Genomic DNA, 25926 nt, shown 5'->3' on the forward strand with positions numbered 1-25926 from the left:
CTAGGCCTGATGTCGTTTTGGTGTCTGATTCGGTAAGGAACCGGGAGCACCATCTGCGTAGGCTTGTTGGTTTAAGACTTGCGTCGCCTACGGTCTTGGATAGCCCCCGCCAGGCAGGGACCCCAATCTTTCAATTGGCGCAATTACTTGCGCCAATTTATGTCTTATACGTCCAGCGAGCCTTGGTCGATGACCAGACCTGGGCCCATAGTGGTGCTCAGGGTAACGCGCTTGACGTAGATACCTTTCGAGGAAGCAGGCTTGATACGCTTCAGATCAGCGATCAGGGCTTCAACGTTTTCCTTCAGCTTGACGGCATCGAAGCCGACTTTGCCAACGGAGGTGTGAATGATGCCGTTTTTGTCGGTGCGATAACGAACCTGACCAGCCTTGGCGTTTTTAACCGCGGTAGCTACGTCTGGAGTTACGGTGCCGACTTTAGGGTTAGGCATCAGGCCACGTGGACCGAGGATCTGACCCAACTGACCTACAACACGCATTGCATCCGGGGAAGCAATAACGACGTCATAGTTCAGGTCGCCGCCTTTCATTTCGGCAGCCAGGTCGTCCATGCCAACGCGATCAGCACCAGCGGCCAGAGCAGCTTCAGCAGCTGGGCCTTGGGTGAAGACAGCAACACGTACAGTCTTGCCAGTGCCGTGTGGCAGCACAGTAGCGCTACGAACGACCTGGTCGGATTTACGTGGGTCAACACCCAGGTTTACAGCAACGTCAACAGACTCGCTGAACTTGACAGTCGACAGCTCGGTCAGCAGGGCAGCAGCGTCTACGAAGTTGTAGGACTTGCCTGCTTCGATCTTGCCGGCGATAGCCTTTTGGCGCTTGGTCAGCTTAGCCATTACACACCCTCCACGTTAAGGCCCATGCTACGAGCAGAACCGGCGATGGTACGCACGGCTGCATCCATATCAGCTGCAGTCAGATCCGCGTTTTTGGTTTTCGCGATTTCTTCCAGCTGAGCACGGGTTACGGTGCCAACCTTAACGGTGTTAGGACGAGCGGAACCGCTGGTCAGACCGGCAGCTTTCTTCAGCAAAACCGAAGCCGGGGTCGACTTGGTTTCGAAGGTGAAGCTACGGTCGCTGTATACAGTGATGATCACTGGAGTCGGCAGACCTGGCTCAAGACCCTGAGTACGGGCGTTGAAGGCCTTGCAGAATTCCATGATGTTCACGCCGTGCTGACCCAGAGCTGGACCGACGGGTGGGCTAGGGTTGGCCTGAGCGGCCTTCACTTGCAGCTTGATGTAAGCGGTAATCTTCTTGGCCATGAGGCACTCCAATTACGGGTTCAAACGCCTCGAAAGGCTCCCCGGTTACTTGCGCGTTTATCCCAGTGACGACAAAACCCCACAGCCTAGGCTGCGGGGTTGGGATGCTTGCCCAGCTAGACCTTTTCGACCTGGCTGAACTCCAACTCTACCGGGGTAGAGCGACCGAAAATGAGCACTGCCACTTGGATCCGGCTCTTTTCGTAGTTAACTTCTTCGACCGTACCGTTAAAATCAGCGAACGGACCGTCTGTAACGCGAACAACCTCACCCGGCTCGAACAATGTCTTCGGCTTGGGCTTGTCGCTACCATCAGCAACACGACGCAGAATTGCTTCCGCCTCTTTGTCGGTGATCGGAGCAGGCTTGTCGGCAGTACCGCCAATGAAGCCCATGACGCGAGGGGTATCCTTGACCAAGTGCCAAGTACCTTCGTTCATGTCCATTTGTACCAGCACGTAGCCAGGGAAGAACTTGCGTTCGCTTTTGCGCTTCTGCCCATTCCGCATTTCAACCACTTCTTCAGTGGGAACCAGAATTTCGCCGAAGCCATCTTCCATGCCTGCCAGCTTTACGCGCTCCAGCAAAGAGCGCATAACATGCTTCTCGTAACCCGAGTAAGCATGCACAACGTACCAACGCTTAGCCACGGGACACCCTTAGCCAACAATCAAGGAAACAAGCCAGCCGAGCAGGGAATCAAGCCCCCACAACAGCAACGCCATAACCAGAACAACAGCCACGACAATCAATGTGGTCTGAGTGGTTTCTTGGCGAGTCGGCCAAACGACTTTACGGATTTCGGTGCGAGCTTCCTTAACCAGTACCGCGAACGACTTGCCTTTGGCAGTCTGCAGGCCTACAAAGGCAGCTACAGCAGCGAGGGCAAGCAAAGCGAGTACACGGTACAGGATCGGCGAAGCAGAATAGTACTGATTGCCAACAACGCCTACGACCACCAAGGCGACTACAGCGAGCCACTTTACCAGATCGAAACGAGAGCTTTGAGCTTCAGCCTTAGGAGTCATCTATGAAGATCCTGTGAAAAGAAAGCCAGACACACCACGTGAATCTGGCAGGTCAGGAGGGAATCGAACCCCCAACCTACGGTTTTGGAGACCGTCGCTCTGCCAATTGAGCTACTGACCTAAAACAAAATCAGGCCGACCATTATGCAGGCCTGAAAAAGACTTTACAACAACCAACCCCACAAGACCTGAAACATCGAACAACATTCAAGCCGAGGCAGCTGTTAAAACAAAGGCAGATATTTTCATATCTGCCTTGTCATATGGAGCTCTTGAGCGGATTTGAACCGCTGACCTCACCCTTACCAAGGGTGTGCTCTACCAACTGAGCTACAAGAGCGAAACACCTTGCACAACCTGCAAACTTGGAGCGGGTAGCGGGAATCGAACCCGCATCATCAGCTTGGAAGGCTGAGGTTCTACCACTAAACTATACCCGCGGAGCTTGCAGCTCACGCTAAAAATGGTGGAGGGGGAAGGATTCGAACCTTCGAAGTCGTAGACGTCAGATTTACAGTCTGATCCCTTTGGCCGCTCGGGAACCCCTCCTAAGCGAGCCGGCATTTTACATCACGCCGACCTTCTGTCAAGCATTTTCTCATTTAAATTATGAGGTTAGCTGCATTGACGGTCGCTTTGCACTGTAGCCCTTAAAGGTCTTCACTGCGAAGCGGGCGCCATTCTATGCAAACTATTCGAGAGTTGCAATGCCTTCACACAGCATTATTTTATGTTTTAACTCATTGAATTCATTAGCAAGGCTTTCAAAGGGCAGATCGTCAGCCAGGCGACGGCTCTCAGGGGCTACACGCAACCAATAACCCGAGGCGTCCGGCGTATTCAGCAACTGTACTTTGACCTTGATATCCAGGCTGGTGAGCCTCTGCTCGAGAGAGGAGGCTTGGCGTCGATCAGTGAACCCACCGATGTACAAGCAGGTATTCTGCGCCTCTGCCGGCCTCGCTCGATCACGCCGCGCCACCGCATCTGCCGACTCACTCAGGAGGCGAATATCTTGTTGTGCCCCCCGATGGAGACTCAAGGGCGTGACATCCTTGGCCCGCAATGGCGCCTCTTGCTGATGCCAGACGTAATAGAAAACATTGAGGACCAGTAAAAGTAAAAACAGCCAGCGCATAATCACCTCAAGACAAAGGACACGCCATTGCCAAACCAACAAACACCAGATCCGGGACCAGCCGAGCCTGAGGCGCAGCATCCCTCACCAGGTCAGCATCGCCGCCAGTGAGGAAGACCGTGAAATCCTCCCCCCAATAGCCTCGCGCCAACTCGAGCTGGGTCAGCACAAACCCTCTAAGCATGAGCGTACACCCACGCTCGACGGCCTCTACGGTCGTACGACCAGGAGAGAGACGTTCCACAGCCCGCTCAGCGGCCGCGTCGTCATAGCGTATCTTGCGGGTATGGGTTCGCAGTTGATTACGCATAAGCGGCATACCCGGGCAAATAAACCCACCCAGGTGCCCACCGTCCGGACCAATAAAATCTGCTGTCGCCGCTGTACCAAAGTCGAGTACCAGGCATGCACCTGACGCCAACTTGAACGCGCCTAGCATGGCCAGCCATCGATCCATCCCCAGGCGCTGGAAGTCTTCGTAGCCGTTGCGCACTCCGCCCATTTCTTGAGCAGAGGTTGCACAGGAAACAGCAACGCCAAATGCCGCTACCAAGGCAGCTATCAGCTTATCGGTCTCCTCAAGCGCGCGAACACTCACTAACCGACAACGCGTGAGCAATAGACCAGGCAAAGCCACCAAACTATCGATCAGCGCGATATCTGAACCTGCGATACCTTCCGCGCGAACAGTTGCCTCACTCAACTCAAGAACACGCCATTTGATAAAGCTATTTCCACAGTCGAGCTCAAGAATCATCACGCAACCTCAGGCTTAACTCACCACCGCTGTATATTTTCTCAACGCCACCGACATCCAAACGCAAGGCGCCCTGACGATCCACGCCCAGCACAACCCCATCAATCTGATTGACGCCCGCGATAAGCGACACGGACTTCCCCTGCCACGCGTGATGCTGCTCCCATTCGTCTTGCAACCCTGCAAAACCCGCAGCCTTGTGTCGATCTAGGTAGGCTTGGAGTTGCAAACCCAGTCGCGCCACCAGGTGATTGCGATCAACTGAAAAGCCCGTCTCAAGCTGCATCGAGGTCCACTGCTGATCAACATCAGCTGCCCTCTGCATATTCACATTGATACCTATCCCTAGCACAACGTGACAGATATCCGCGGGATCTCCCACCAGCTCAAGCAAGATGCCTGAGATTTTCTTGTGCCCAACCAAGACGTCGTTTGGCCACTTCAAAGCCGCGCCCTGCACACCCGACTCACGCAGAGCCTGCAGGACTGCCAGTCCTACCACCAGACTCAACCCTTCCAGTTGCCGCAGACCACCCTCAATACGCAATACAAGGCTGTAGTAAACGTTTTGCGCAAATGGGCTGACCCATTTACGGCCTCTGCGCCCCCTACCAGCCGTCTGCTGCTCCGCTAGCACAACAAAAGGTGCCGCACTACCCGCATCGACAAGACGTAAGGCCTCGGCATTAGTGGAGTCAATGGAATCGAAAATATGAACGGGCCAAGATAGGGAAGTCGCCTCCCGAGAAACCTCCTGCGCATTCAAAAATACCAATGGCGCAGCCAATCTATACCCACGACCCCGAACCTTATGGATAGGAAGATTCAATTCTGCCTCAAGATGCTGAAGCTGCTTCCACACGGCACTGCGACTAACGCCCAGGGCGGCGCCAAGCGCTTCTCCAGAATGGAACTGACCATCTTTCAGAAGTTTCAACAACGTCAGCATGCACATATCGCCTCAGAATGAGGCACGCATGATAGCCATGCGCAGGGTCATTGCATAGAAAGGGTGAATATCAGTACTGATCGACGCCCCACAAGATTTTCGAGCGCCCAAAACAAAACCCCAACTGCTTTCGCAATTGGGGTTTCGGAATTTAATCTTGACGATGACCTACTCTCACATGGGGAAACCCCACACTACCATCGGCGATGCATCGTTTCACTGCTGAGTTCGGGATGGGATCAGGTGGTTCCAATGCTCTATGGTCGTCAAGAAATTCGGGTACTGAGTCGTGGCCAGTTGGCCTCGCTTCAGCAAATTGGGTATGTGATAGATCGTGGTGTTTTGTGAGCGTCGAACTTTCGGTTCATTGCGTCTTCACACACCGCAATCTGGTCTCTCTCGAGTTCGCAAATTGCTTGGGTGTTATATGGTCAAGCCTCACGGGCAATTAGTATTGGTTAGCTCAACGCCTCACAGCGCTTACACACCCAACCTATCAACGTCGTAGTCTTCGACGGCCCTTCAGGGAACTCAAGGTTCCAGTGAGATCTCATCTTGAGGCTAGTTTCCCGCTTAGATGCTTTCAGCGGTTATCTATTCCGAACATAGCTACCCGGCAATGCCACTGGCGTGACAACCGGAACACCAGAGGTTCGTCCACTCCGGTCCTCTCGTACTAGGAGCAGCCCCTCTCAAATCTCAAACGTCCACGGCAGATAGGGACCGAACTGTCTCACGACGTTCTAAACCCAGCTCGCGTACCACTTTAAATGGCGAACAGCCATACCCTTGGGACCGGCTTCAGCCCCAGGATGTGATGAGCCGACATCGAGGTGCCAAACACCGCCGTCGATATGAACTCTTGGGCGGTATCAGCCTGTTATCCCCGGAGTACCTTTTATCCGTTGAGCGATGGCCCTTCCATACAGAACCACCGGATCACTAAGACCTACTTTCGTACCTGCTCGACGTGTCTGTCTCGCAGTCAAGCGCGCTTTTGCCTTTATACTCTACGACCGATTTCCGACCGGTCTGAGCGCACCTTCGTACTCCTCCGTTACTCTTTAGGAGGAGACCGCCCCAGTCAAACTACCCACCATACACTGTCCTCGATCCGGATAACGGACCTGAGTTAGAACCTCAAAGTTGCCAGGGTGGTATTTCAAGGATGGCTCCACGCAGACTGGCGTCCACGCTTCAAAGCCTCCCACCTATCCTACACAAGCAAATTCAAAGTCCAGTGCAAAGCTATAGTAAAGGTTCACGGGGTCTTTCCGTCTAGCCGCGGATACACTGCATCTTCACAGCGATTTCAATTTCACTGAGTCTCGGGTGGAGACAGCGCCGCCATCGTTACGCCATTCGTGCAGGTCGGAACTTACCCGACAAGGAATTTCGCTACCTTAGGACCGTTATAGTTACGGCCGCCGTTTACCGGGGCTTCGATCAAGAGCTTCGCGTTAGCTAACCCCATCAATTAACCTTCCGGCACCGGGCAGGCGTCACACCCTATACGTCCACTTTCGTGTTTGCAGAGTGCTGTGTTTTTAATAAACAGTCGCAGCGGCCTGGTATCTTCGACCGGCATGAGCTTACGGAGCAAGTCCTTCACCCTCACCGGCGCACCTTCTCCCGAAGTTACGGTGCCATTTTGCCTAGTTCCTTCACCCGAGTTCTCTCAAGCGCCTTGGTATTCTCTACCCAACCACCTGTGTCGGTTTGGGGTACGGTTCCTGGTTACCTGAAGCTTAGAAGCTTTTCTTGGAAGCATGGCATCAACCACTTCGTTACCTGAAAGGTAACTCGTCATCAGCTCTCGGCCTTAGAATCCCGGATTTACCTAAGATTCCAGCCTACCACCTTAAACTTGGACAACCAACGCCAAGCTGGCCTAGCCTTCTCCGTCCCTCCATCGCAATAACCAGAAGTACAGGAATATTAACCTGTTTTCCATCGACTACGCTTTTCAGCCTCGCCTTAGGGACCGACTAACCCTGCGTCGATTAACGTTGCGCAGGAAACCTTGGTCTTTCGGCGTGGGTGTTTTTCACACCCATTATCGTTACTCATGTCAGCATTCGCACTTCTGATACCTCCAGCAAGCTTCTCAACTCACCTTCACAGGCTTACAGAACGCTCCTCTACCGCATCACTTACGTGATACCCGTAGCTTCGGTGTATGGTTTGAGCCCCGTTACATCTTCCGCGCAGGCCGACTCGACTAGTGAGCTATTACGCTTTCTTTAAAGGGTGGCTGCTTCTAAGCCAACCTCCTAGCTGTCTAAGCCTTCCCACATCGTTTCCCACTTAACCATAACTTTGGGACCTTAGCTGACGGTCTGGGTTGTTTCCCTTTTCACGACGGACGTTAGCACCCGCCGTGTGTCTCCCATGCTCGGCACTTGTAGGTATTCGGAGTTTGCATCGGTTTGGTAAGTCGGGATGACCCCCTAGCCGAAACAGTGCTCTACCCCCTACAGTGATACATGAGGCGCTACCTAAATAGCTTTCGAGGAGAACCAGCTATCTCCGAGCTTGATTAGCCTTTCACTCCGATCCACAGGTCATCCGCTAACTTTTCAACGGTAGTCGGTTCGGTCCTCCAGTTAGTGTTACCCAACCTTCAACCTGCCCATGGATAGATCGCCCGGTTTCGGGTCTATTCCCAGCGACTAGACGCCCTATTAAGACTCGCTTTCGCTACGCCTCCCCTATTCGGTTAAGCTCGCCACTGAAAATAAGTCGCTGACCCATTATACAAAAGGTACGCAGTCACCCAACAAAGTGGGCTCCCACTGCTTGTACGCATACGGTTTCAGGATCTATTTCACTCCCCTCTCCGGGGTTCTTTTCGCCTTTCCCTCACGGTACTAGTTCACTATCGGTCAGTCAGTAGTATTTAGCCTTGGAGGATGGTCCCCCCATATTCAGACAAAGTTTCTCGTGCTCCGTCCTACTCGATTTCATGGCTAAGAGATTTTCGCGTACAGGGCTATCACCCACTATGGCCGCACTTTCCAGAGCGTTCCGCTAATCTCAAAGCCACTTAAGGGCTAGTCCCCGTTCGCTCGCCACTACTAAGGGAATCTCGGTTGATTTCTTTTCCTCAGGGTACTTAGATGTTTCAGTTCCCCTGGTTCGCCTCTTGCACCTATGTATTCAGTACAAGATAACCATCTTATGATGGCTGGGTTCCCCCATTCAGACATCTCCGGATCAAAGTCTGTTTGCCGACTCCCCGAAGCTTTTCGCAGGCTACCACGTCTTTCATCGCCTCTGACTGCCAAGGCATCCACCGTATGCGCTTCTTCACTTGACCATATAACCCCAAGCAATCTGGTTATACTGTGAAGACGACATTCGCCGAAAATTCGAATTTCTCAGTTAAGAGAACTCACAAATTTTACCTTAGCCTGATCCGTTACCAGTGAAAGTAACGTTCAGTCTATCTTTCTATCACATACCCAAATTTTTAAAGAACGAACTAGTCAAAGACTAGAAATCAACATTCACCATCACAACGATGGAATGCTCATTTCTAAGCTTTATACAAACAGAAGCAGTAGTGGTGGAGCCAAACGGGATCGAACCGTTGACCTCCTGCGTGCAAGGCAGGCGCTCTCCCAGCTGAGCTATGGCCCCGTATTTCTACAGGCGTTTCCCACACAAAATTGGTGGGTCTGGGCAGATTCGAACTGCCGACCTCACCCTTATCAGGGGTGCGCTCTAACCAACTGAGCTACAGACCCAATTTCGGGCTGCTTCTTTCGTCTTCTTCAATGAATCAAGCAATTCGTGTGGGAACTTATGGAGCAGCTGATGTCGTCGATTAAGGAGGTGATCCAGCCGCAGGTTCCCCTACGGCTACCTTGTTACGACTTCACCCCAGTCATGAATCACACCGTGGTAACCGTCCTCCCGAAGGTTAGACTAGCTACTTCTGGTGCAACCCACTCCCATGGTGTGACGGGCGGTGTGTACAAGGCCCGGGAACGTATTCACCGCGACATTCTGATTCGCGATTACTAGCGATTCCGACTTCACGCAGTCGAGTTGCAGACTGCGATCCGGACTACGATCGGTTTTATGGGATTAGCTCCACCTCGCGGCTTGGCAACCCTCTGTACCGACCATTGTAGCACGTGTGTAGCCCAGGCCGTAAGGGCCATGATGACTTGACGTCATCCCCACCTTCCTCCGGTTTGTCACCGGCAGTCTCCTTAGAGTGCCCACCATAACGTGCTGGTAACTAAGGACAAGGGTTGCGCTCGTTACGGGACTTAACCCAACATCTCACGACACGAGCTGACGACAGCCATGCAGCACCTGTCTCAATGTTCCCGAAGGCACCAATCTATCTCTAGAAAGTTCATTGGATGTCAAGGCCTGGTAAGGTTCTTCGCGTTGCTTCGAATTAAACCACATGCTCCACCGCTTGTGCGGGCCCCCGTCAATTCATTTGAGTTTTAACCTTGCGGCCGTACTCCCCAGGCGGTCAACTTAATGCGTTAGCTGCGCCACTAAAAGCTCAAGGCTTCCAACGGCTAGTTGACATCGTTTACGGCGTGGACTACCAGGGTATCTAATCCTGTTTGCTCCCCACGCTTTCGCACCTCAGTGTCAGTATTAGTCCAGGTGGTCGCCTTCGCCACTGGTGTTCCTTCCTATATCTACGCATTTCACCGCTACACAGGAAATTCCACCACCCTCTACCATACTCTAGTCAGTCAGTTTTGAATGCAGTTCCCAGGTTGAGCCCGGGGATTTCACATCCAACTTAACAAACCACCTACGCGCGCTTTACGCCCAGTAATTCCGATTAACGCTTGCACCCTCTGTATTACCGCGGCTGCTGGCACAGAGTTAGCCGGTGCTTATTCTGTCGGTAACGTCAAAATTGCAGAGTATTAATCTACAACCCTTCCTCCCAACTTAAAGTGCTTTACAATCCGAAGACCTTCTTCACACACGCGGCATGGCTGGATCAGGCTTTCGCCCATTGTCCAATATTCCCCACTGCTGCCTCCCGTAGGAGTCTGGACCGTGTCTCAGTTCCAGTGTGACTGATCATCCTCTCAGACCAGTTACGGATCGTCGCCTTGGTGAGCCATTACCTCACCAACTAGCTAATCCGACCTAGGCTCATCTGATAGCGCAAGGCCCGAAGGTCCCCTGCTTTCTCCCGTAGGACGTATGCGGTATTAGCGTCCGTTTCCGAACGTTATCCCCCACTACCAGGCAGATTCCTAGGCATTACTCACCCGTCCGCCGCTCTCAAGAGAAGCAAGCTTCTCTCTACCGCTCGACTTGCATGTGTTAGGCCTGCCGCCAGCGTTCAATCTGAGCCATGATCAAACTCTTCAGTTCAAACATCTTTGGGTTTTTAAGAAACCCTAAACTTGGCTCAGCAATCGTTGGTTACATCTTTGATTTCTCGCGGAGTAACTTGTGATGCTGATAATCTTGTTGACTATCAGTCTGACTCCACAAGCACCCACACGAATTGCTTGATTCAGTTGTTAAAGAGCGGTTGGTTAAGATCTTTCGTCTCAACCGAGGCGCGCATTCTACAGCAGCCTCATTTGCTGTCAAGTGGTTATTTTCAGAAGTTTTCGAAGATTTCTTCAACAACTTCAACCACTTGCGCTTGCGATCTCTCGTAAGCGGGAGGCGAATTCTACAGCGTTACACGCCGTTGTCAACACCTCTTTTTCAACTTCCTTTTGGCTTCGATGAACTGAAGCAACTTGCTGTCGAGAACTGCGTAACTCATTGTTTACCAAGGAGTTTTCCGTTTCGACTGCGCCGGAAGTGGGGCGAATTATAGACAGATATAATTCGCCGTCAACATCTATTTCAGACTTATTCGGATTTGAGCGTAATTCGCGCAAATGCCTTCTTGCCCGCCTGGCAAACGTGAGTGGCGCCCAGCTCGTATATAAAGGTGCGATCAACCACCTCACCATCTATACGCACACCGCCGGACCCCAAAAGATCACGCGCGACCGCTGAATTCTTCACCAGGCCAGCTTTATTAAGCACAGCGGCAATCGGCATCGCCTCGGCAGCAGTCAGCTCAATCTCGGGCAGATCGTCAGGCAGCTCGCCATCTTTCATGCGATTACCTGCCGCACGGTGAGCGCTGGCCGCAGCCTCCTCACCATGGAAACGCGCAACGATTTCTTCAGCCAGCTTAATCTTCACATCGCGAGGATTAGCGCCCGCCTCGACATCCGCACGCAGCCCATTGATCTCGTCCATCGAGCGGAAGCTCAACAGCTCGAAGTAGCGCCACATCAGCGCATCCGGAATAGATACTAGCTTGCCGTACATCACACCCGGCGCCTCCTGGATACCGACATAGTTACCCAGGGACTTGGACATCTTCTTGACGCCATCCAAGCCCTCCAGCAATGGCATGGTCAGAATGCACTGAGCCTCCTGACCATAGGCGCGCTGCAATTCACGCCCCATCAGCAGGTTGAACTTCTGATCGGTGCCACCCAGCTCGACATCCGCACGCAGCGCCACCGAGTCGTACCCTTGAACCAGCGGGTAAAGGAACTCATGAATGGCGATTGGCTGATTGGTCGAGTAGCGCTTGTCGAAGTCATCGCGCTCGAGCATGCGCGCCACAGTGTACTGGGACGTCAGGCGAATGAAATCTGCCGGTCCCATTTTGTCCATCCAGGTGGAGTTGAACGCCACCTCGGTCTTGGCCGGGTCAAGAATCTTGAATACCTGGGTCTTATAGGTCTCGGCATTATCGAGCACCTGTTCGCGAGTCAGCGGCGGGCGCGTAGCGCTCTTGCCGCTTGGATCACCGATCATCCCGGTGAAGTCACCTATAAGGAAGATGACCTGATGGCCCAACTCCTGGAACTGACGCAGCTTATTAATAAGCACGGTATGACCCAGGTGCAGATCCGGCGCGGTCGGATCAAAGCCAGCCTTGATACGCAGGGGTTGGCCACGCTTGAGCTTTTCGATCAGCTCGGCCTCGACCAACAGTTCTTCCGCACCACGTTTTATCAGCGCTAGCTGCTCTTCAACCGACTTCATAACAGACCCGCAAGGCTCAGATTCAAAAGGGAACCAACCATACAAGATCAGGGACTAATTACAAGTTTTGCCCTGCGCACGGACACCGTTCAGCAAGCCCAGCGTTCGCGAGCTTGCGCCACAGATGATTTGGTTATATTTTATACAGTTATTTCATCTTCATCATGTCATTCATCTTTTCCATTTCATCTTCAAAGTCAAAATTACTTATGACCACTGAACCGTCTAAAGCGCCGCCGCTTTACCCGAAGACCCACCTGCTCGCCGCAAGTGGTATCGCCGCCCTTCTCAGCCTGGCACTGCTGGTATTCCCTTCCAGTGACGTTGAAGCCAAACGAACATCCCTGAGCCTCGATCTGGAAAGCCCAGTTGAACAACTGACACAAGATCAAGACGCTTCCGACGCTCAACAAGCCACAAACACTGCAACTGAGTCACCTTTCGCACAGATCGAAAGCACTCCCGAAGACACCCAGCAAGCCGCCCAGGAAGCACCTGCAGCAGCCGCAGCCAAGAATCCCCAGCATCGCGAAGTCATCGTGGGCAAAGGCGATACACTATCTACCCTGTTCGAAAAGGTTGGGTTGCCTGCCGCCGCTGTAAATGAAGTGCTCGCCAGCGATAAGCAAGCCAAGCAATTCACTCAGCTCAAACGTGGCCAGAAGCTTGAATTTGAGCTGACGCCAGACGGCCAGTTGAACAACCTGCACACCAGCATCAGTGACCTGGAAAGTATCAGCCTGAGCAAAGGCGCCAAAGGCTTCGCATTCAACCGAATCACCACCAAACCCGTCATGCGTTCCGCCTACGTACACGGCGTGATCAACAGCTCCCTGTCGCAATCGGCCGCGCGTGCGGGCCTCTCGCATAGCATGACCATGGACATGGCCAGCGTATTTGGCTACGACATCGACTTCGCTCAGGACATCCGTCAAGGCGACGAATTCGACGTGATCTACGAGCAGAAAGTAGCCAACGGAAAAGTGGTCGGCACTGGCAACATTCTGTCTGCACGCTTCACCAACCGTGGCAAAACCTACACCGCCGTGCGCTACACCAACAAACAGGGCAGCAGCAGCTACTACACAGCTGATGGCAACAGCATGCGCAAGGCCTTCATCCGTACCCCCGTTGACTTTGCCCGTATTAGCTCGCGTTTCTCCATGGGCCGCAAGCATCCAATTCTGAACAAAATTCGCGCGCACAAGGGTGTCGACTATGCCGCGCCGCGTGGCACGCCAATCAAAGCGGCAGGCGACGGCAAGGTCTTGTTGGCGGGGCGTCGTGGTGGTTACGGCAATACGGTGATCATCCAGCACGGCAACACGTACCGCACGCTGTACGGCCACATGCAAGGTTTTGCCAAGGGCGTCAAGACTGGCGGCAACGTGAAACAGGGCCAAGTGATCGGTTACATCGGTACCACCGGCCTCTCCACCGGCCCGCACTTGCACTATGAGTTCCAGGTCAACGGCGTACACGTCGACCCACTGGGCCAGAAGCTCCCAATGGCTGACCCGATTGCCAAGGCCGAACGCGCGCGCTTCATGCAGCAGAGCCAGCCGCTGATGGCACGGATGGATCAAGAGCGCTCCACCTTGCTGGCTTCGGCGAAGCGTTAAGGTATGCCGCTCTATATCGGTGTGATGTCCGGGACCAGCCTCGACGGCCTGGATATCGCCCTTATCGAACAAGGCGCGGCGATCAATCTGATCGCCACTCGCTATATCCCAATGCCCGACGCCTTGCGCACAGAACTGCTGAGCCTATGCGCCAGCGGCCCGGATGAAATCGCCCGTTCGGCAATTGCCCAGCAGCAATGGGTGACGCTCGCTGCACAAGGGATCATCGCCTTGCTGGAGCAACAAAACCTCAAGCCTCAGGACATTCGGGCGATTGGTAGTCATGGCCAGACGATTCGCCATGAACCCGCCCGAGGCTTCACCGTTCAGATCGGCAACCCTGCCCTACTCACCGAACTGACAGGCATCACTGTCGTCAGCGACTTCCGCAGCCGCGATGTCGCTGCCGGCGGCCAAGGCGCTCCTTTGGTTCCAGCCTTTCATGAAGCCTTGTTCGGCGAGCAGACGGGCAATCGCGCGGTATTGAATGTCGGCGGGTTCAGCAACCTCAGCCTGATCGAGACGGGCAAGCCTGTCGCCGGTTTCGACTGCGGCCCGGGGAACGTGCTGCTCGATGCCTGGATTCACCTGCAGCGCGGAGAACACTTTGATCGGGACGGGCAATGGGCGGCCAGCGGCAAGGTCCAGCCCCAGCTGCTCAATACGCTGCTCAGCGATCCGTTCTTCATGACCAAAGGCCCGAAAAGCACGGGCCGAGAGGTGTTCAACCTGGCCTGGCTGCAGCAGCACCTTGGCCGTTTGCCCACCTTTGAACCCCAAGACGTACAGGCCACCCTGCTGGAGCTGACGGCCCTGACCATCGTCGAGTCCCTGCAAAGCGCCCAGACTGACACAACAACCTTGCTGATCTGCGGCGGCGGCGCCCATAACGGGGCACTGATGGGCAGGCTGAGAACGTTGCTGCCTTCCACCCATGTCAGCACTACAGCGGCCTATGGCGTAGACCCTGACTGGGTAGAGGCAATGGCCTTCGCCTGGCTGGCCCATTGCTGCCTTGAAGGCATTGCCGCCAATCGTCCCAGCGTCACTGGCGCACGTGGGCTTCGAGTGCTTGGCGCGATCTACCCCGCCTGAATCCCAGACAGCAAAACGCCGCTTGGCCCGTAAAAGCCAAGCGGCGTTTTTGTATCTGCTACCGATCAGATCGAGAACGAAGACCCGCAACCACATGTCGTGGTGGCATTAGGGTTCTTGATCACGAAACGCGAGCCTTCCAGACCTTCCTGATAATCCACCTCGGCACCTGCCAGGTATTGGAAGCTCATCGGATCCACGACCAGGCTTACACCCTCGCGCTCAACGATAGTGTCGTCATCGGCCACATCTTCATCGAAGGTAAAACCGTACTGAAACCCTGAACAACCGCCGCCCGTAACGAATACGCGCAGCTTCAAGCGATCATTACCCTCTTCATCGACCAGGCTCTTCACCTTGTGCGCAGCACCGTGGGTGAATTGCAAAGCCGTGGGGGTGAAGGACTCAACGCTCATGCTGATAATCTCCCGGCGTAGCGCCGCCATATGCGTAATGGCGGGTATTATCCGCTTCTCCTAGAAAAGCGGTCAACTATTGTTACGGTATATCAATCCGCCCAGCGACCATTAAAAATGCAAAAGGCCCGATCAAAGGGCCTTTTGCGCAACGGTGATCCCGCGTTAAGGCAACATCCCCGCGTGGGACAGGCCCAACTTCTCGTCCAGGCCGAACAGGATATTCATGTTCTGCACCGCCTGGCCCGAAGCGCCCTTGACCAAATTGTCGATCACCGACAACACCACCACCAGGTCGCCATCCTGCGGACGATGCACCGCAATACGGCACACATTGGCACCACGCACGCTGCGCGTTTCCGGATGGCTGCCGGCCGGCATCACATCGACGAACGGCTCATTGGCATAACGTTTTTCAAACAACGCCTGCAGGTCTACCGAGCGATCAGTGACAGTCGCATACAGCGTGGAGTGAATCCCGCGGATCATCGGCGTCAGGTGCGGCACGAAGGTCAGACCCACATCCTGGCCGGCAGCGCGGCGCAGGCCCTGGCGAATTTCCGGCAAGTGACGATGACCTTTTACCGCATAGGCTTTCATGCTTTCCGACGTTTCGGAGTATAGAGAACCGACCGCCGCGCCACGGCCCGCACCACTGACGCCCGACTTACAGTCGGCGATCAGCCGCGACGCATCCGCCAGGCCAGCTTCCAGCAATGGCAGGAAGCCCAATTGCGTCGCCGTCGGATAGCAACCCGGCACCGCAATCAGGCGTGCTTGCTTGATCTGCTCGCGATTGACTTCCGGCAGGCCGTAAACCGCCTCTTCCAACAGCTGCGGCGCACCATGGGGCTGGCCGTACCACTTGGCCCACTCGTCGGCATCTTGCAGGCGGAAGTCTGCCGACAAGTCGATAACCTTGGTACCGGCCGCCAGCAACTCACCGGCCAGAGCATGGGCGACACCGTGAGGCGTGGCGAAGAACACCACGTCGCAGGCACCCAGAGTCTTGGTGTCCGGCACACTGAACGCCAGACCGTCATAGTGGCCTCGCAGGTTCGGGTACATATCGGCCACGGCCAGCCCGGCTTCGGATCGGGAAGTGATGACCACCACCTCAGCTTGCGGATGCTGAGCCAACAGACGCAGCAATTCGACACCGGTGTAACCCGTGCCGCCGACGATACCGACCTTGACCATAAACCTGCCCTCAACGAACCCACTGGAAAGCCGTCGATAATAGGGGCCGTATCGTCCTGCGACAACCGTCAACGTGACGTACGGGCGCATGAGCCACTACTATCTTCGCTACCGTGAACCTGGGAATAACTAAAATGCTCTATCTATGGGTCAAAGCCTTCCATATCGTCAGCATCGTTTGCTGGTTTGCCGGGCTGTTCTACCTGCCGCGCCTGTTCGTCTACCACGCCCAAAGCGAAGACACCGTCAGCAAGGAACGCTTCAGCATCATGGAGCGCAAGTTGTACCGGGGCATCATGGGCCCGGCGATGGTTGCCACACTGGTCTTCGGCATCTGGATGCTGGCCCTCAACCCCGGCATTTTCCAGTCGGGCGCCTGGATCCACGCCAAGTTGACCCTGGTCATCCTGCTGATTGGCTACCATCACATGTGCGGCGCACAGGTAAAGCGCTTCGCCCGTGGCGAAAACACCCGCAGCCATGTCTTTTATCGCTGGTTCAATGAGGTCCCGGTTCTGATATTGCTGGCTATCGTAATTTTGGTCGTGGTCAAACCGTTCTAACGTCAATTACTCGGGGAACCTCCAATGTCGCTGCCCGCTCTGCTGGAACAACGTCTGCGCCTGCCCGTGGTGGCCGCGCCGATGTTTCTGATCTCTAATCCGCAACTGGTCCTGGCCTGCTGTCGCAACGGGGTAGTTGGGAGTTTCCCGGCGCTCAACCAACGCGAAAGCAGTGGCTTCAAGGCCTGGCTGGAAGAAATCGAAGCGGGCCTGGCTCAGTTGGACAACCCTGCGCCCTATGCCGTGAACCTGATCGTGCACAATAGCAACCCGCGACTGGAGGCAGACCTGGCGATCTGCGTCGAGCACAAGGTGCCCATCGTCATCACCAGTCTCGGTGCGGTAAAGGAGTTGGTGGACGCGGTTCATAGCTACGGCGGCCTGGTATTTCATGACGTCACTACCCGACGCCATGCCGAGAAAGCCGCTGAAGCGGGTGTTGATGGCCTCATTGCCGTCGCCGCTGGTGCGGGTGGCCACGCTGGCACCTGGAGCCCCTTTTCACTGATTGCCGAAATTCGCCAGTTCTTCGACAAAACCCTACTGCTGGCGGGCTGCCTTAACCATGGGCACGAAATCCTCGCCGCCCAGGTGCTGGGGGCAGACCTGGCATATTTCGGCACGCGCTTTATCGGCACCACCGAAAGCCAGGCACCGGATGCGTATAAGGAGATGCTGCTCACATCGCGCGCCGCCGACATCGTGCACACTCCAGCAGTCTCCGGCGTACCTGCCAGCTTCATGCGCCAGAGCCTGGAAAATGCCGGGTTTGACCTCGCTGCGCTTCAAGGCAAAGGTGAAGTCAACTTCGGTTCCAAGCTCAAGCCATTGAGCGATGAGGCCAAAGCGTGGAAAACTGTATGGTCTGCTGGCCAAGGCGTCGGTGAGATCAATGATGTACCCAGTGTGGATGACCTCGTTGCCCGCCTGGATGCCGAATACCGCAAAGCACGCGAGCACGCCGCGCAACTGCGCTGGCCACGCTGACCCACTGGCAGGCCTGCCGATTGGACAGGCCTGCATACTCTCCCTGATTAAGTGACAAGGATGCCCGCATGAGCGACAGCCGTTTCAAGATTGTGTTTGACGGAGCCTTGCGCCCAGGTGTCGAAAGCACCACCGCCAAGCTGAACCTCGCCGAGTTATTCAAAAGTGATGTTGAAGCGATCGAAAAGCTCTTCACCGGCCGCCCCGTCGCGCTCAAGCGCGACCTGTCCCACCCCGACGCGCAAACTTACCTCACGGCACTGCACAACGCCGGGGTCGACGCTCGCATCGAGGCCGAACAACCTGTGGCATTCAGCCTGGCAGAAACCCACGAAACAAGCTCGTCAACCGCTGACCGCGCCGCCGCCTCACCTTATGCTCCCCCACGCGCTGCCGTTGGCGACGACCTGCCGGAGTTCGCAACCCTCAAGGTCTTCACCATCCACGGGCGCATCGGGCGCCTGCGCTACCTGGCCTGGACGCTGGCACTGACCGTCGCGATGTTGGTGGCAGCGGGCATCATCAGTACGGTGGGCTTCGCGGTGGCGACAGCCTCGCCAACCATCGCCATCATTATTGGCTCACTGCTGGGTTTCGCGCTGTTTGTGGCACTGGTAGTGGTGAGCGTGCAAATCGGCGTGCAGCGCCTGCATGACCTGGGCTGGTCTGGCTGGCTGTACCTGCTCAACCTGGTTCCGCTGGTTAACAGTGTTTTCCCGCTGCTGTTGCTGGTATTGCCAGGCAACACGGGCGCCAACCAATACGGCGCGCCACCACCACGCAACTCCACTGCGGTGAAAATCCTGGCCTCGCTGTGGCTGGCGTTCATTCCCTTGATGCTCATCATCGTCGTCACCCTGGGCATGAACGGCTACCTGGACCAGCTTGAAGCCAACATGGACAGCAGCTACGAAAGCAGCTCCATCACCTCCGATGCAGACGCCGATCAAAGCGCTATCGTTGACGAAGCCGCAGCGCAAAGTGCTGACGATGCAGCCGAACCTGTAGACTCTCCAGAACAGTGAAGAAACGCCCGCCGCCTGTGACGCACTGTCATGGGCCGGCGGCGTTGCGATGGAGAAAGGCATGACCCGTTACGCTCTGATCACCGGCGCCTCCAGTGGCATCGGCCTGGCATTGGCCGAAGCCTTGGCACGGCGTGGCCGTAGCTTGATTCTGGTGGCCCGCCAGCGTGATCAGTTGGAAAGCATTGCATTGGAATTGACCCAACGCTTCGGCGTCGAGGTACTGTTTCGCGCCTGTGATTTGGGCGAGCCGCTGCGCTTGTCCGGCTTTTTGCTGGAGCTCGAAGAGGGTGAGCGACAGATCGACCTGCTGGTCAACTGCGCCGGCATCGGCACCAGCGGGCCGTTCCTGGCCCAGGACTGGATGACCGAGCAGGACCTCATCGAAGTCAACATCCTGGCCTTGACCCGCATGTGCCACGCACTGGGCAATGCCATGGCCCTGCATGGCGGCGGGCAAATCCTCAATGTGGCTTCGGTCGCGGCCTTCCAGCCTGGGCCGTGGATGAGCAGCTACTACGCCAGCAAAGCCTACGTGCTGCACTTCTCCGAAGGGTTGCGCGAGGAATTGAAGACCTGCGGCATCAAGGTTTCAGTGCTGTGCCCTGGCCCTACGCGCACCGCATTCTTCGGCACCGCGCAGATGGATACGGCGAAACTCGACCGCAGCCAGCAACTGATGAGCCCGGAAGAAGTCGCGCTCTACACCGTGCGGGCGCTGGAAAAGAACAAGGCCATCATCATTCCCGGGCGCCGCAATCGTTGGCTGACGTTCAGCCCACGCCTGAGCCCCCGCTGGCTGACCCGCAAAATTGCCGGTGCCATCAACAAGGCCTATTGCCCGCGCTGACGGCCTACGTACACTTACCTCACTTTTCACGATGGAGATACAGCTGTGGATACTCTGTTCACCAAGATCATCAACAGGGAAATACCGGCGAAGATCATCTATGAAGATGACCAAGTCCTGGCTTTTCACGATATCGCCCCCCAGGCACCAGTGCATTTCCTGGTTATCCCGAAAAAACCCATTCGTACCCTCAACGACCTGACCGAGGACGATAAGGCGCTGGCCGGCCATATCCTGTTCACCGCCCAACGCCTGGCCGTGGAACAAGGCTGCGAAAAAGGCTTTCGTGTGGTGATGAATTGCAATGAAGACGGCGGGCAAACCGTTTACCACATCCATATGCACGTGCTGGGTCAGCGCCAGATGAACTGGCCACCGGGCTGAGTGCACAAGGGCAAATTGACTCAGCACAAACGCTGGACGCTCTCTTGCGGTAAACTGGCCGCCGAGATTCTTCCCGGAGGTCAGCATGACTACCCAACGTCACTACTCGCCGATTGACCGTCTGTTGCTGCAAGCCGACATGGCCATGCGCACCCTGCTGCCGTTCAGTGGCCAGCCCTACCGCCCATCGCCCGCCATCGTGCAGCCGGATGTACAGTTGAGCGAGACCGATACCCGTCACGTCGCTGGCCTGATGCGCATCAACCATACCGGCGAAGTCTGTGCCCAGGCGCTGTACCAGGGCCAGGCGCTGACCGCCAAGTTGCCACAGGTACGCACGGCGATGGAGCATGCGGCCGAGGAAGAGATCGACCATCTGGCCTGGTGCGAACAACGCATCCGCCAGTTGGGCAGCCATCCCAGCGTGCTCAACCCACTGTTTTATGGCTTGTCGTTTGGTATCGGCGCGGCTGCCGGGCTGATCAGTGACAAAGTCAGCCTGGGGTTTGTGGCCGCGACAGAACATCAGGTGTGCAAGCACCTGGATGAACACCTGGAGCAACTGCCGGCCGAAGACGAAAAGTCACGGGCCATTCTTGAGCAGATGCGCATTGACGAAGAGCACCATGCAGAAAGCGCGCTGGACGCGGGCGGCTTCCGCTTTCCAGCCCCGGTACGGTTCGGCATGAGCCTGTTGGCCAAGGTCATGACCAAAAGCACTTATCGAATCTGAACCGAAAAAAGGGCGCCCGAAGCGCCCTTTCTTTTGCCTGCTGTAATCAACCCAGCTCGATGATTTCGTAGTCGTGGGTAATGACCACGCCCGCAGCCCCCAGCATGATCGATGCTGAGCAGTACTTCTCTGCCGACAGCTCGATGGCGCGCTTGACCTGGGCTTCTTTCAGCGCCCGGCCCTTGACCACGAAATGCATATGGATCTTGGTAAAAACCTTGGGGTCTTCAGTGGCGCGTTCAGCTTCCAGGAAGGCTTCACAGCTTTCCACGGCCTGGCGGGACTTCTTCAAGATGCTGACCACGTCAAAATTGCTGCAACCGCCCACACCCAGCAGCAACATTTCCATGGGGCGTACACCCAGGTTACGACCGCCGGCTTCCGGCGGACCGTCCATGACCACCACATGGCCGCTGCCCGACTCACCGAGGAACATGGCTTCGCCCGCCCATTGGATGCGTGCCTTCATCGCCCAGACTCCACTGCTAAAAAAGGGTCGCCAGCTTAGCACAGGGCCTTGAAACAACAGCGCTCTGCATAAATTCGATAAATGACAGCGTTTGCCGCTAAATTGGCTAATCGCGACAGAAGGTGTCTGGTAAGCTGGCGCCAAATGAATGGCGCATTGCCATGACTTGTACAGCGTATATCAATGAGATGCCGCTGGATAAAAACAACGCCAACTACACCGCGCAGTCTTTTCGGGATACAACCATGGTTGCTCTTACTCCCACACCCAAGATCAAGAACCTCGACAAGCTGTTGCTGCATTGCCAGCGCCGACGTCATCCGGCCAAGCACAACATCATCTGCGCCGGCGAGCGCTCAGAAACCCTGTTTTTCATCATCAAGGGCTCAGTCACCATCCTGATCGAGGATGAGGATGGCCGTGAGATGATCATTGCCTATCTCAACGCCGGAGACTTCTTCGGGGAGCTGGGTTTGTTTGAACAAGCAGGCAAAGAGCAGGAACGCAGTGCTTGGGTACGAGCCAAAGTTGAGTGCGAAGTGGCCGAAATCAGCTATGCAAAATTTCGCGAATTGGCCCAGCATGATCCGGACATCTTGTACGCCCTGAGCGGTCAGATCGCCCAGCGCCTGCGCGACACCACCCGCAAAGTCGGCGACCTGGCGTTCTTTGATGTCACCGGCCGCGTCGCTCGCTGCCTGTTGGACCTATGCAAGCAACCCGATGCCATGACCCATCCCGACGGCATGCAGATCAAAGTCACGCGCCAGGAGATCGGACGTATTGTCGGGTGTTCACGAGAAATGGTCGGCCGCGTGCTCAAGGACTTGGAAGAACGCAACTTGGTGCACGTCAAAGGCAAGACGATGGTGGTGTTCGGTACCCGTTAAACCGGCAGGAAGCCAGCCAGCATCTGACGGTACAACGTGTCGAGCCGACGGATCGCATCCGGCGCCGTAAACGCTTCGTGCAGTGCGATATGGCTATCGGCGCGAACCCGCTGCTCCAAACCGCAGGCTTGATTGAAGCGGTTGACCGCCGCAATCAATTGCTCACGATCATTCTCCAGCAACATTGCGCCATGCACCAACCCGACCGGGCGGCCACCGCTTTGTCGCCAACGCTGGGCAGTGCCCACCATTTTGCGGCCATTGAGGTTGACGTTGTAACGGCCGTCGCAAAAGGCACCGTCAATTTCGCCGACGGACGCATCGCCACCCAACTCGATCAACAGATCACAAATCGGTTGGCACAAGCGCTGATAGCCGGTTTCGATGCGCCCCTGGTCGCTTTCACTGCGCGGTGGGGCATAGACCAGGGCGATGTTGACCGTGGCGCCGGACTGCGGCACTGGCTCACCACCGGTTTCACGCAGCAATACCGGCCAACCCGCATCGGCCGAAACCTGGCTCGCCACCGCGAATGCCGGCAGCCGGCTCAAACGGCGCGGCATGACCAGTGCTTGGTCACTGGGCTGCCAGAACAGCAATCCGAATGCCTGCTCACCCGCGCAAACGGCTGCCAATAGGTCTTGCTCGGCGGCAAGGCCTGCTTCGACAGTCATGATCACGGGCTGGAGCATCGAACACCTACCTACCTGAATAAACACAAAACCAATGTGGGAGCTGGCTTGCCTGCGATAGCGGTGTGTCAGCTACACAGAGGTTGGCTGACCCGCCGCTATCGCAGGCAAGCCAGCTCCTACAGTTCCGAGCGTATTTCAAATCAGTCTAGTGTCGAACCGCTGATCGTCGTACCGCGCTCCGGGAAGAACAAGCGCTGCAGCTCCGCCCCCGGGTTCTCTGCGCGCATAAACGTCTCGCCCACCAGGAACGAGTACACGCCACTGATTTCCATCAGTTCCACATCGGCGCGGTTGACGATGCCACTCTCGGTAATCACCAGACGATCACGCGGGATACGCGGCAGCAGGTCGAGGGTGGTTTCCAGGCTGACGTCGAAGGTATGCAGGTTACGGTTGTTGACGCCCACCAGCGGAGTATCGAGGGTCTTCAATGCGCGCTCCAGTTCGTCGCCGTCGTGTACTTCGACCAGCACGTCCAGGCCGACGCTTTTGGCCACGGCCGCCAGCTCGGCCATCTTCACGTCATCCAATGCGGAGACAATCAGCAACACGCAGTCGGCACCCAAGGCTCGGGCTTCAACGATCTGGTACGGATCCACCATGAAATCCTTGCGGATCACCGGCAACTTGCACGCGGCGCGCGCCTGTTGCAGAAACAGGTCTGAACCTTGGAAGTAGTCGATATCCGTCAGTACGGACAGGCAAGTCGCCCCACCCTTCTCATAACTGGCGGCGATCTCGGCGGGTACAAAGTTCTCGCGAATCACCCCCTTGCTCGGCGAGGCTTTCTTGACCTCGGCGATCACGGCCGGCTGCTTGAGCTTGGCCTGGGCGATCAAGGCATTGGCAAAGCCGCGTGGCGCATCGGCGCTTTTCGCCTGGGCTTCCAACTCGGCCAGGCCCACGCGGGCGCGGCGCTCGGCCACTTCTTCAGCCTTGCGGGCCAGGATCTTTTCCAGAACGGTTGGCACACTCATCCTTCATTCTCCATCTTGAATACGGCGGTGAATGCTCCCAGCTCTTCGAGCTTCTCACGAGCCAGGCCGGTGTGCAGCGCATCGTGGGCCAAGGCGACACCTTCCTTGAGACTATAGGCATGGTCGGCGGCGTAAAGTGCTGCGCCAGCGTTGAGCACAATCATTTCCGCAGCTTTCTGACCGTTTTCGGTCTTGCGACGCCCCAGAGCATCACGAATCAACTCCAACGAAGCCGCCGGGCTTTCCACCGCCAGGCCGTGCAAGCTCTGGCTTTTCATACCCAGGTCTTCAGGTTCGACCCAATATTCGGTGACCTCGTCGTTCTTCAGCTCCGCCACGAAGGTCGGCGCAGCCAGGCTGAATTCGTCGAGGCCATCCTTGGAGTGCACCACCAGCACGTGCTTGCTGCCCAAGCGTTGTAATACTTCGGCCAGCGGCCGGCACAGCGCCTGGCTGAACACGCCCACCACCTGATGCTTCACACCGGCCGGATTCGTAAGCGGGCCGAGCATGTTGAACAGGGTACGCAGGCCAAGGTCCTTGCGCGGGCCGGCAGCGTGCTTCATCGCGCCGTGATGGGACTGAGCAAACATGAAGCCAATGCCAACGCTGTCGATGCAGCGCGCTACTTGCACCGGCGTGAGGTTCAGGTAAATACCGGCAGCTTCCAGCAAGTCGGCACTGCCGCTCTTGCCAGACACCGCGCGGTTCCCGTGCTTGGCGACGATGCAACCAGCGGCGGCCACCACGAAGGATGAGGCGGTCGACACGTTGAAAATATTCGCACCGTCACCGCCGGTGCCCACTACATCGACGACGCCGTCGAGGGTCTTGAGTTCGACCTTGTCCGCCAGCTCACGCATCACCGACACCGCACCGACGATTTCGTCGATGCTTTCGCTCTTCATGCGCATCGCCATCATAAAAGCGCCGATCTGAGCATCGGTGCATTGACCGGTCATGATCTCGCGCATCACATCGCTCATTTCCGCGGTGCTCAGGTCCAGATGGCCGACGATACGGCTCAGGGCAGTCTTGATATCCATGAAAAGTCCTTAGCGCGTGCCGCCGCTCTGCTTGAGAAAGTTGGCGAACAGCTCGTAGCCCTGCTCGGTCAGGATTGATTCAGGGTGAAATTGCACCCCTTCGACGTTCAATGTCTTGTGGCGCAGGCCCATGATCTCGTCGACCGAGCCGTCTTCCAATTGGGTCCAGGCGGTCAGTTCCAGGCATTCGGGCAAGGTTTCACGCTTGACCACCAGAGAGTGGTAACGGGTCACGGTCACCGGCAGGTTCAAGCCATGGAATACACCCAAATCCCGATGGAACACCGGGCTGGTCTTGCCGTGCATGACCTCGCGCGCGCGCACCACATCACCGCCAAACGCCTGGCCGATGGACTGATGGCCCAGGCAGACGCCCAGGATCGGCAGCTTGCCGGCGAAATACTGGATAGCTTCCAGAGAGATGCCCGCCTCGGTCGGCGTGCACGGGCCAGGCGAAACCACGATGCGCTCGGGGTTCAGCGCAGCGATTTCAGCAACGGTAAGTTCATCGTTGCGCACCACCTTGACCTCGGCACCCAGTTCGCCCAGGTACTGCACAACGTTGTAGGTAAAGGAGTCGTAGTTATCAATCATCAGCAACATGTGGGTTCAAACCTCTTGAATTCACTGATTTCAAATGACCGCCTTCCAAGCGTGTGACCCGCTGCCAGACGCACGTTCCGGTTGCCAGGGTGAGTTGGCAAGGGGCGTCAGACAACGGGTGAAGAAGGCAAATCGGTACAGGTCCG

The 25926-nt window shown here is 56.2% G+C and carries 24 protein-coding genes, 6 tRNA genes and 3 rRNA genes; 9 read left to right on the plus strand and 24 right to left on the minus strand.

Annotated elements, in window-relative coordinates:
- Positions 1-164 precede the first annotated feature (164 nt).
- The 17 genes from rplA to tyrS form a co-directional block, all read right to left on the minus strand.
- On the minus strand, positions 165-860 hold the full coding sequence (rplA, locus tag RHM69_RS18035) for a 50S ribosomal protein L1 (RefSeq protein ID WP_003176434.1): 696 nt from the start codon (positions 858-860) through the stop codon (positions 165-167).
- Positions 860-1291: a 50S ribosomal protein L11 gene (gene rplK / locus RHM69_RS18040; protein ID WP_003176435.1), complete on the minus strand. Its 432-nt coding sequence runs from the start codon at positions 1289-1291 to the stop codon at positions 860-862. The genes rplA and rplK overlap by 1 nt, the downstream gene beginning before the upstream one ends.
- 116 nt (positions 1292-1407) lie before the next feature.
- The gene (gene nusG, locus RHM69_RS18045) at positions 1408-1941 is read right to left on the minus strand and encodes a transcription termination/antitermination protein NusG (RefSeq protein WP_003176436.1); all 534 of its coding nucleotides are present in this window, start codon (positions 1939-1941) and stop codon (positions 1408-1410) included.
- 9 nt (positions 1942-1950) lie between these two features.
- On the minus strand, positions 1951-2319 hold the full coding sequence (gene secE / locus RHM69_RS18050) for a preprotein translocase subunit SecE (RefSeq protein ID WP_003194658.1): 369 nt from the start codon (positions 2317-2319) through the stop codon (positions 1951-1953).
- A gap of 45 nt (positions 2320-2364) precedes the next feature.
- Positions 2365-2440 (minus strand) — tRNA-Trp (locus RHM69_RS18055).
- Positions 2441-2583: 143 nt separating this feature from the next.
- Positions 2584-2659, minus strand: a tRNA-Thr gene (locus tag RHM69_RS18060).
- A 26-nt stretch (positions 2660-2685) separates the two neighbouring features.
- Positions 2686-2759 (minus strand) — tRNA-Gly (locus tag RHM69_RS18065).
- A 24-nt stretch (positions 2760-2783) separates the two neighbouring features.
- Positions 2784-2868 (minus strand) — tRNA-Tyr (locus RHM69_RS18070).
- Positions 2869-3010: 142 nt separating this feature from the next.
- Positions 3011-3457 (minus strand): hypothetical protein, encoded by a 447-nt coding sequence (locus RHM69_RS18075; protein ID WP_200600938.1) that lies wholly within the window; start codon positions 3455-3457, stop codon positions 3011-3013.
- A gap of 7 nt (positions 3458-3464) precedes the next feature.
- A complete protein-coding gene (locus tag RHM69_RS18080; RefSeq protein ID WP_014720156.1) occupies positions 3465-4214 on the minus strand; it encodes a pantothenate kinase in 750 nt (249 codons plus the stop codon).
- Entirely contained in the window at positions 4204-5163 is a 960-nt protein-coding gene (gene birA / locus RHM69_RS18085; RefSeq protein ID WP_014720157.1) for a bifunctional biotin--[acetyl-CoA-carboxylase] ligase/biotin operon repressor BirA, read from the minus strand. Before birA ends, RHM69_RS18080 begins: the two co-directional genes overlap by 11 nt.
- Positions 5164-5318: 155 nt before the next feature.
- Positions 5319-5434 (minus strand): 5S ribosomal RNA (gene rrf, locus RHM69_RS18090).
- A gap of 156 nt (positions 5435-5590) precedes the next feature.
- Positions 5591-8482: ribosomal RNA gene (locus RHM69_RS18095) — 23S ribosomal RNA — on the minus strand.
- 247 nt (positions 8483-8729) lie between these two features.
- Positions 8730-8805, minus strand: a tRNA-Ala gene (locus RHM69_RS18100).
- A gap of 30 nt (positions 8806-8835) precedes the next feature.
- A tRNA-Ile gene (locus tag RHM69_RS18105) sits at positions 8836-8912 on the minus strand.
- An 81-nt stretch (positions 8913-8993) separates the two neighbouring features.
- Positions 8994-10530, minus strand: a 16S ribosomal RNA gene (locus RHM69_RS18110).
- The 16S, 23S and 5S rRNA genes sit together here with 2 tRNA genes alongside, the layout of an rRNA operon.
- Positions 10531-11025: 495 nt before the next feature.
- On the minus strand, positions 11026-12225 hold the full coding sequence (tyrS, locus tag RHM69_RS18115) for a tyrosine--tRNA ligase (RefSeq protein ID WP_014720158.1): 1200 nt from the start codon (positions 12223-12225) through the stop codon (positions 11026-11028).
- A gap of 209 nt (positions 12226-12434) precedes the next feature.
- Here tyrS and RHM69_RS18120 point away from each other — a divergent pair, with 209 nt between their 5' ends.
- Together RHM69_RS18120 and RHM69_RS18125 are read left to right on the plus strand one after the other, a co-directional pair.
- Positions 12435-13847 carry a peptidoglycan DD-metalloendopeptidase family protein gene (locus RHM69_RS18120; RefSeq protein WP_191949467.1) on the plus strand — a complete coding sequence of 471 codons (1413 nt, stop codon included), beginning with the start codon at positions 12435-12437 and terminating at the stop codon, positions 13845-13847.
- Between the two features lie 3 nt (positions 13848-13850).
- Positions 13851-14942, plus strand: coding sequence for an anhydro-N-acetylmuramic acid kinase (locus RHM69_RS18125; protein ID WP_032903897.1), 1092 nt, complete (start codon positions 13851-13853; stop codon positions 14940-14942).
- A 65-nt stretch (positions 14943-15007) separates the two neighbouring features.
- Here the strand turns inward: RHM69_RS18125 and erpA are convergent, their stop codons facing one another.
- Both erpA and argC read right to left on the minus strand, forming a co-directional pair.
- Complete coding sequence (erpA, locus tag RHM69_RS18130; RefSeq protein WP_003176443.1) at positions 15008-15358, minus strand: iron-sulfur cluster insertion protein ErpA; 351 nt, start codon at positions 15356-15358, stop codon at positions 15008-15010.
- A 165-nt stretch (positions 15359-15523) separates the two neighbouring features.
- A complete protein-coding gene (gene argC / locus RHM69_RS18135) occupies positions 15524-16558 on the minus strand; it encodes an N-acetyl-gamma-glutamyl-phosphate reductase (RefSeq protein ID WP_014720162.1) in 1035 nt (344 codons plus the stop codon).
- Positions 16559-16692: 134 nt separating this feature from the next.
- On the opposite strand from argC, the gene hemJ reads away from it, so the two are divergent.
- The 6 genes from hemJ (at position 16693) to coq7 (ending at position 21100) form a co-directional block, all read left to right on the plus strand.
- Positions 16693-17121: a protoporphyrinogen oxidase HemJ gene (hemJ, locus tag RHM69_RS18140; protein WP_038451716.1), complete on the plus strand. Its 429-nt coding sequence runs from the start codon at positions 16693-16695 to the stop codon at positions 17119-17121.
- A 24-nt stretch (positions 17122-17145) separates the two neighbouring features.
- Complete coding sequence (locus tag RHM69_RS18145; RefSeq protein WP_014720163.1) at positions 17146-18108, plus strand: NAD(P)H-dependent flavin oxidoreductase; 963 nt, start codon at positions 17146-17148, stop codon at positions 18106-18108.
- A gap of 68 nt (positions 18109-18176) precedes the next feature.
- A complete protein-coding gene (locus tag RHM69_RS18150; RefSeq protein ID WP_032903899.1) occupies positions 18177-19133 on the plus strand; it encodes a DUF805 domain-containing protein in 957 nt (318 codons plus the stop codon).
- Between the two features lie 61 nt (positions 19134-19194).
- Entirely contained in the window at positions 19195-19983 is a 789-nt protein-coding gene (locus tag RHM69_RS18155; protein ID WP_003194680.1) for an SDR family NAD(P)-dependent oxidoreductase, read from the plus strand.
- Between the two features lie 45 nt (positions 19984-20028).
- A complete protein-coding gene (locus RHM69_RS18160; protein ID WP_003194682.1) occupies positions 20029-20367 on the plus strand; it encodes a histidine triad nucleotide-binding protein in 339 nt (112 codons plus the stop codon).
- Positions 20368-20452: 85 nt separating this feature from the next.
- Entirely contained in the window at positions 20453-21100 is a 648-nt protein-coding gene (coq7, locus tag RHM69_RS18165) for a 2-polyprenyl-3-methyl-6-methoxy-1,4-benzoquinone monooxygenase (RefSeq protein WP_003194684.1), read from the plus strand.
- A 46-nt stretch (positions 21101-21146) separates the two neighbouring features.
- Here the strand turns inward: coq7 and RHM69_RS18170 are convergent, their stop codons facing one another.
- On the minus strand, positions 21147-21569 hold the full coding sequence (locus RHM69_RS18170) for an OsmC family protein (RefSeq protein ID WP_003194686.1): 423 nt from the start codon (positions 21567-21569) through the stop codon (positions 21147-21149).
- A 245-nt stretch (positions 21570-21814) separates the two neighbouring features.
- Between RHM69_RS18170 and crp the strand changes: the two genes are divergently transcribed.
- The gene (gene crp, locus RHM69_RS18175) at positions 21815-22459 is read left to right on the plus strand and encodes a cAMP-activated global transcriptional regulator CRP (RefSeq protein ID WP_014720166.1); all 645 of its coding nucleotides are present in this window, start codon (positions 21815-21817) and stop codon (positions 22457-22459) included.
- On the opposite strand, the gene RHM69_RS18180 is transcribed toward crp, so the two are convergent.
- The 4 genes from RHM69_RS18180 to RHM69_RS18195 all read right to left on the minus strand — a co-directional run bounded on the left by RHM69_RS18180 (position 22456) and on the right by RHM69_RS18195 (position 25780).
- Positions 22456-23151, minus strand: a complete 696-nt coding sequence (locus RHM69_RS18180; protein ID WP_014720167.1) for a lipoate--protein ligase family protein — start codon at positions 23149-23151, stop codon at positions 22456-22458. The two genes, crp and RHM69_RS18180, sit on opposite strands and share 4 nt — an antisense overlap.
- 143 nt (positions 23152-23294) lie before the next feature.
- Positions 23295-24131: an indole-3-glycerol phosphate synthase TrpC gene (gene trpC, locus RHM69_RS18185; protein ID WP_014720168.1), complete on the minus strand. Its 837-nt coding sequence runs from the start codon at positions 24129-24131 to the stop codon at positions 23295-23297.
- Positions 24128-25177 carry an anthranilate phosphoribosyltransferase gene (trpD, locus tag RHM69_RS18190; protein ID WP_200600055.1) on the minus strand — a complete coding sequence of 350 codons (1050 nt, stop codon included), beginning with the start codon at positions 25175-25177 and terminating at the stop codon, positions 24128-24130. The genes trpC and trpD overlap by 4 nt, the downstream gene beginning before the upstream one ends.
- 9 nt (positions 25178-25186) lie before the next feature.
- Positions 25187-25780, minus strand: coding sequence for an aminodeoxychorismate/anthranilate synthase component II (locus RHM69_RS18195; protein ID WP_014720169.1), 594 nt, complete (start codon positions 25778-25780; stop codon positions 25187-25189).
- Between the last annotated feature and the right edge of the window lie 146 nt (positions 25781-25926).

Origin of the sequence: Pseudomonas sp. CCI1.1 (assembly GCF_034348165.1) — a bacterium.
GTDB classification, from domain to species: Bacteria; Pseudomonadota; Gammaproteobacteria; order Pseudomonadales; family Pseudomonadaceae; genus Aquipseudomonas; species Aquipseudomonas paracarnis.

Excerpts from the sequence above, each read along its gene's own strand:
- RHM69_RS18155 (WP_003194680.1), top strand. The coding sequence starts at position 19,195 with ATGACCCGTTACGCTCTGATCACCGGCGCCTCCAGTGGCATCGGCCTG.
- RHM69_RS18150 (WP_032903899.1), top strand. The coding sequence starts at position 18,177 with ATGAGCGACAGCCGTTTCAAGATTGTGTTTGACGGAGCCTTGCGCCCA.
- RHM69_RS18195 (WP_014720169.1), bottom strand. The coding sequence starts at position 25,780 with ATGTTGCTGATGATTGATAACTACGACTCCTTTACCTACAACGTTGTG.
- rplK (WP_003176435.1), bottom strand. The coding sequence starts at position 1,291 with ATGGCCAAGAAGATTACCGCTTACATCAAGCTGCAAGTGAAGGCCGCT.
- rplA (WP_003176434.1), bottom strand. The coding sequence starts at position 860 with ATGGCTAAGCTGACCAAGCGCCAAAAGGCTATCGCCGGCAAGATCGAA.
- RHM69_RS18075 (WP_200600938.1), bottom strand. The coding sequence starts at position 3,457 with ATGCGCTGGCTGTTTTTACTTTTACTGGTCCTCAATGTTTTCTATTAC.
- secE (WP_003194658.1), bottom strand. The coding sequence starts at position 2,319 with ATGACTCCTAAGGCTGAAGCTCAAAGCTCTCGTTTCGATCTGGTAAAG.
- tyrS (WP_014720158.1), bottom strand. The coding sequence starts at position 12,225 with ATGAAGTCGGTTGAAGAGCAGCTAGCGCTGATAAAACGTGGTGCGGAA.
- coq7 (WP_003194684.1), top strand. The coding sequence starts at position 20,453 with ATGACTACCCAACGTCACTACTCGCCGATTGACCGTCTGTTGCTGCAA.
- RHM69_RS18120 (WP_191949467.1), top strand. The coding sequence starts at position 12,435 with ATGACCACTGAACCGTCTAAAGCGCCGCCGCTTTACCCGAAGACCCAC.
- erpA (WP_003176443.1), bottom strand. The coding sequence starts at position 15,358 with ATGAGCGTTGAGTCCTTCACCCCCACGGCTTTGCAATTCACCCACGGT.
- RHM69_RS18125 (WP_032903897.1), top strand. The coding sequence starts at position 13,851 with ATGCCGCTCTATATCGGTGTGATGTCCGGGACCAGCCTCGACGGCCTG.
- crp (WP_014720166.1), top strand. The coding sequence starts at position 21,815 with ATGGTTGCTCTTACTCCCACACCCAAGATCAAGAACCTCGACAAGCTG.
- trpD (WP_200600055.1), bottom strand. The coding sequence starts at position 25,177 with ATGGATATCAAGACTGCCCTGAGCCGTATCGTCGGCCATCTGGACCTG.
- RHM69_RS18170 (WP_003194686.1), bottom strand. The coding sequence starts at position 21,569 with ATGAAGGCACGCATCCAATGGGCGGGCGAAGCCATGTTCCTCGGTGAG.
- hemJ (WP_038451716.1), top strand. The coding sequence starts at position 16,693 with ATGCTCTATCTATGGGTCAAAGCCTTCCATATCGTCAGCATCGTTTGC.
- argC (WP_014720162.1), bottom strand. The coding sequence starts at position 16,558 with ATGGTCAAGGTCGGTATCGTCGGCGGCACGGGTTACACCGGTGTCGAA.
- RHM69_RS18080 (WP_014720156.1), bottom strand. The coding sequence starts at position 4,214 with ATGATTCTTGAGCTCGACTGTGGAAATAGCTTTATCAAATGGCGTGTT.
- birA (WP_014720157.1), bottom strand. The coding sequence starts at position 5,163 with ATGCTGACGTTGTTGAAACTTCTGAAAGATGGTCAGTTCCATTCTGGA.
- RHM69_RS18180 (WP_014720167.1), bottom strand. The coding sequence starts at position 23,151 with ATGCTCCAGCCCGTGATCATGACTGTCGAAGCAGGCCTTGCCGCCGAG.
- trpC (WP_014720168.1), bottom strand. The coding sequence starts at position 24,131 with ATGAGTGTGCCAACCGTTCTGGAAAAGATCCTGGCCCGCAAGGCTGAA.
- RHM69_RS18145 (WP_014720163.1), top strand. The coding sequence starts at position 17,146 with ATGTCGCTGCCCGCTCTGCTGGAACAACGTCTGCGCCTGCCCGTGGTG.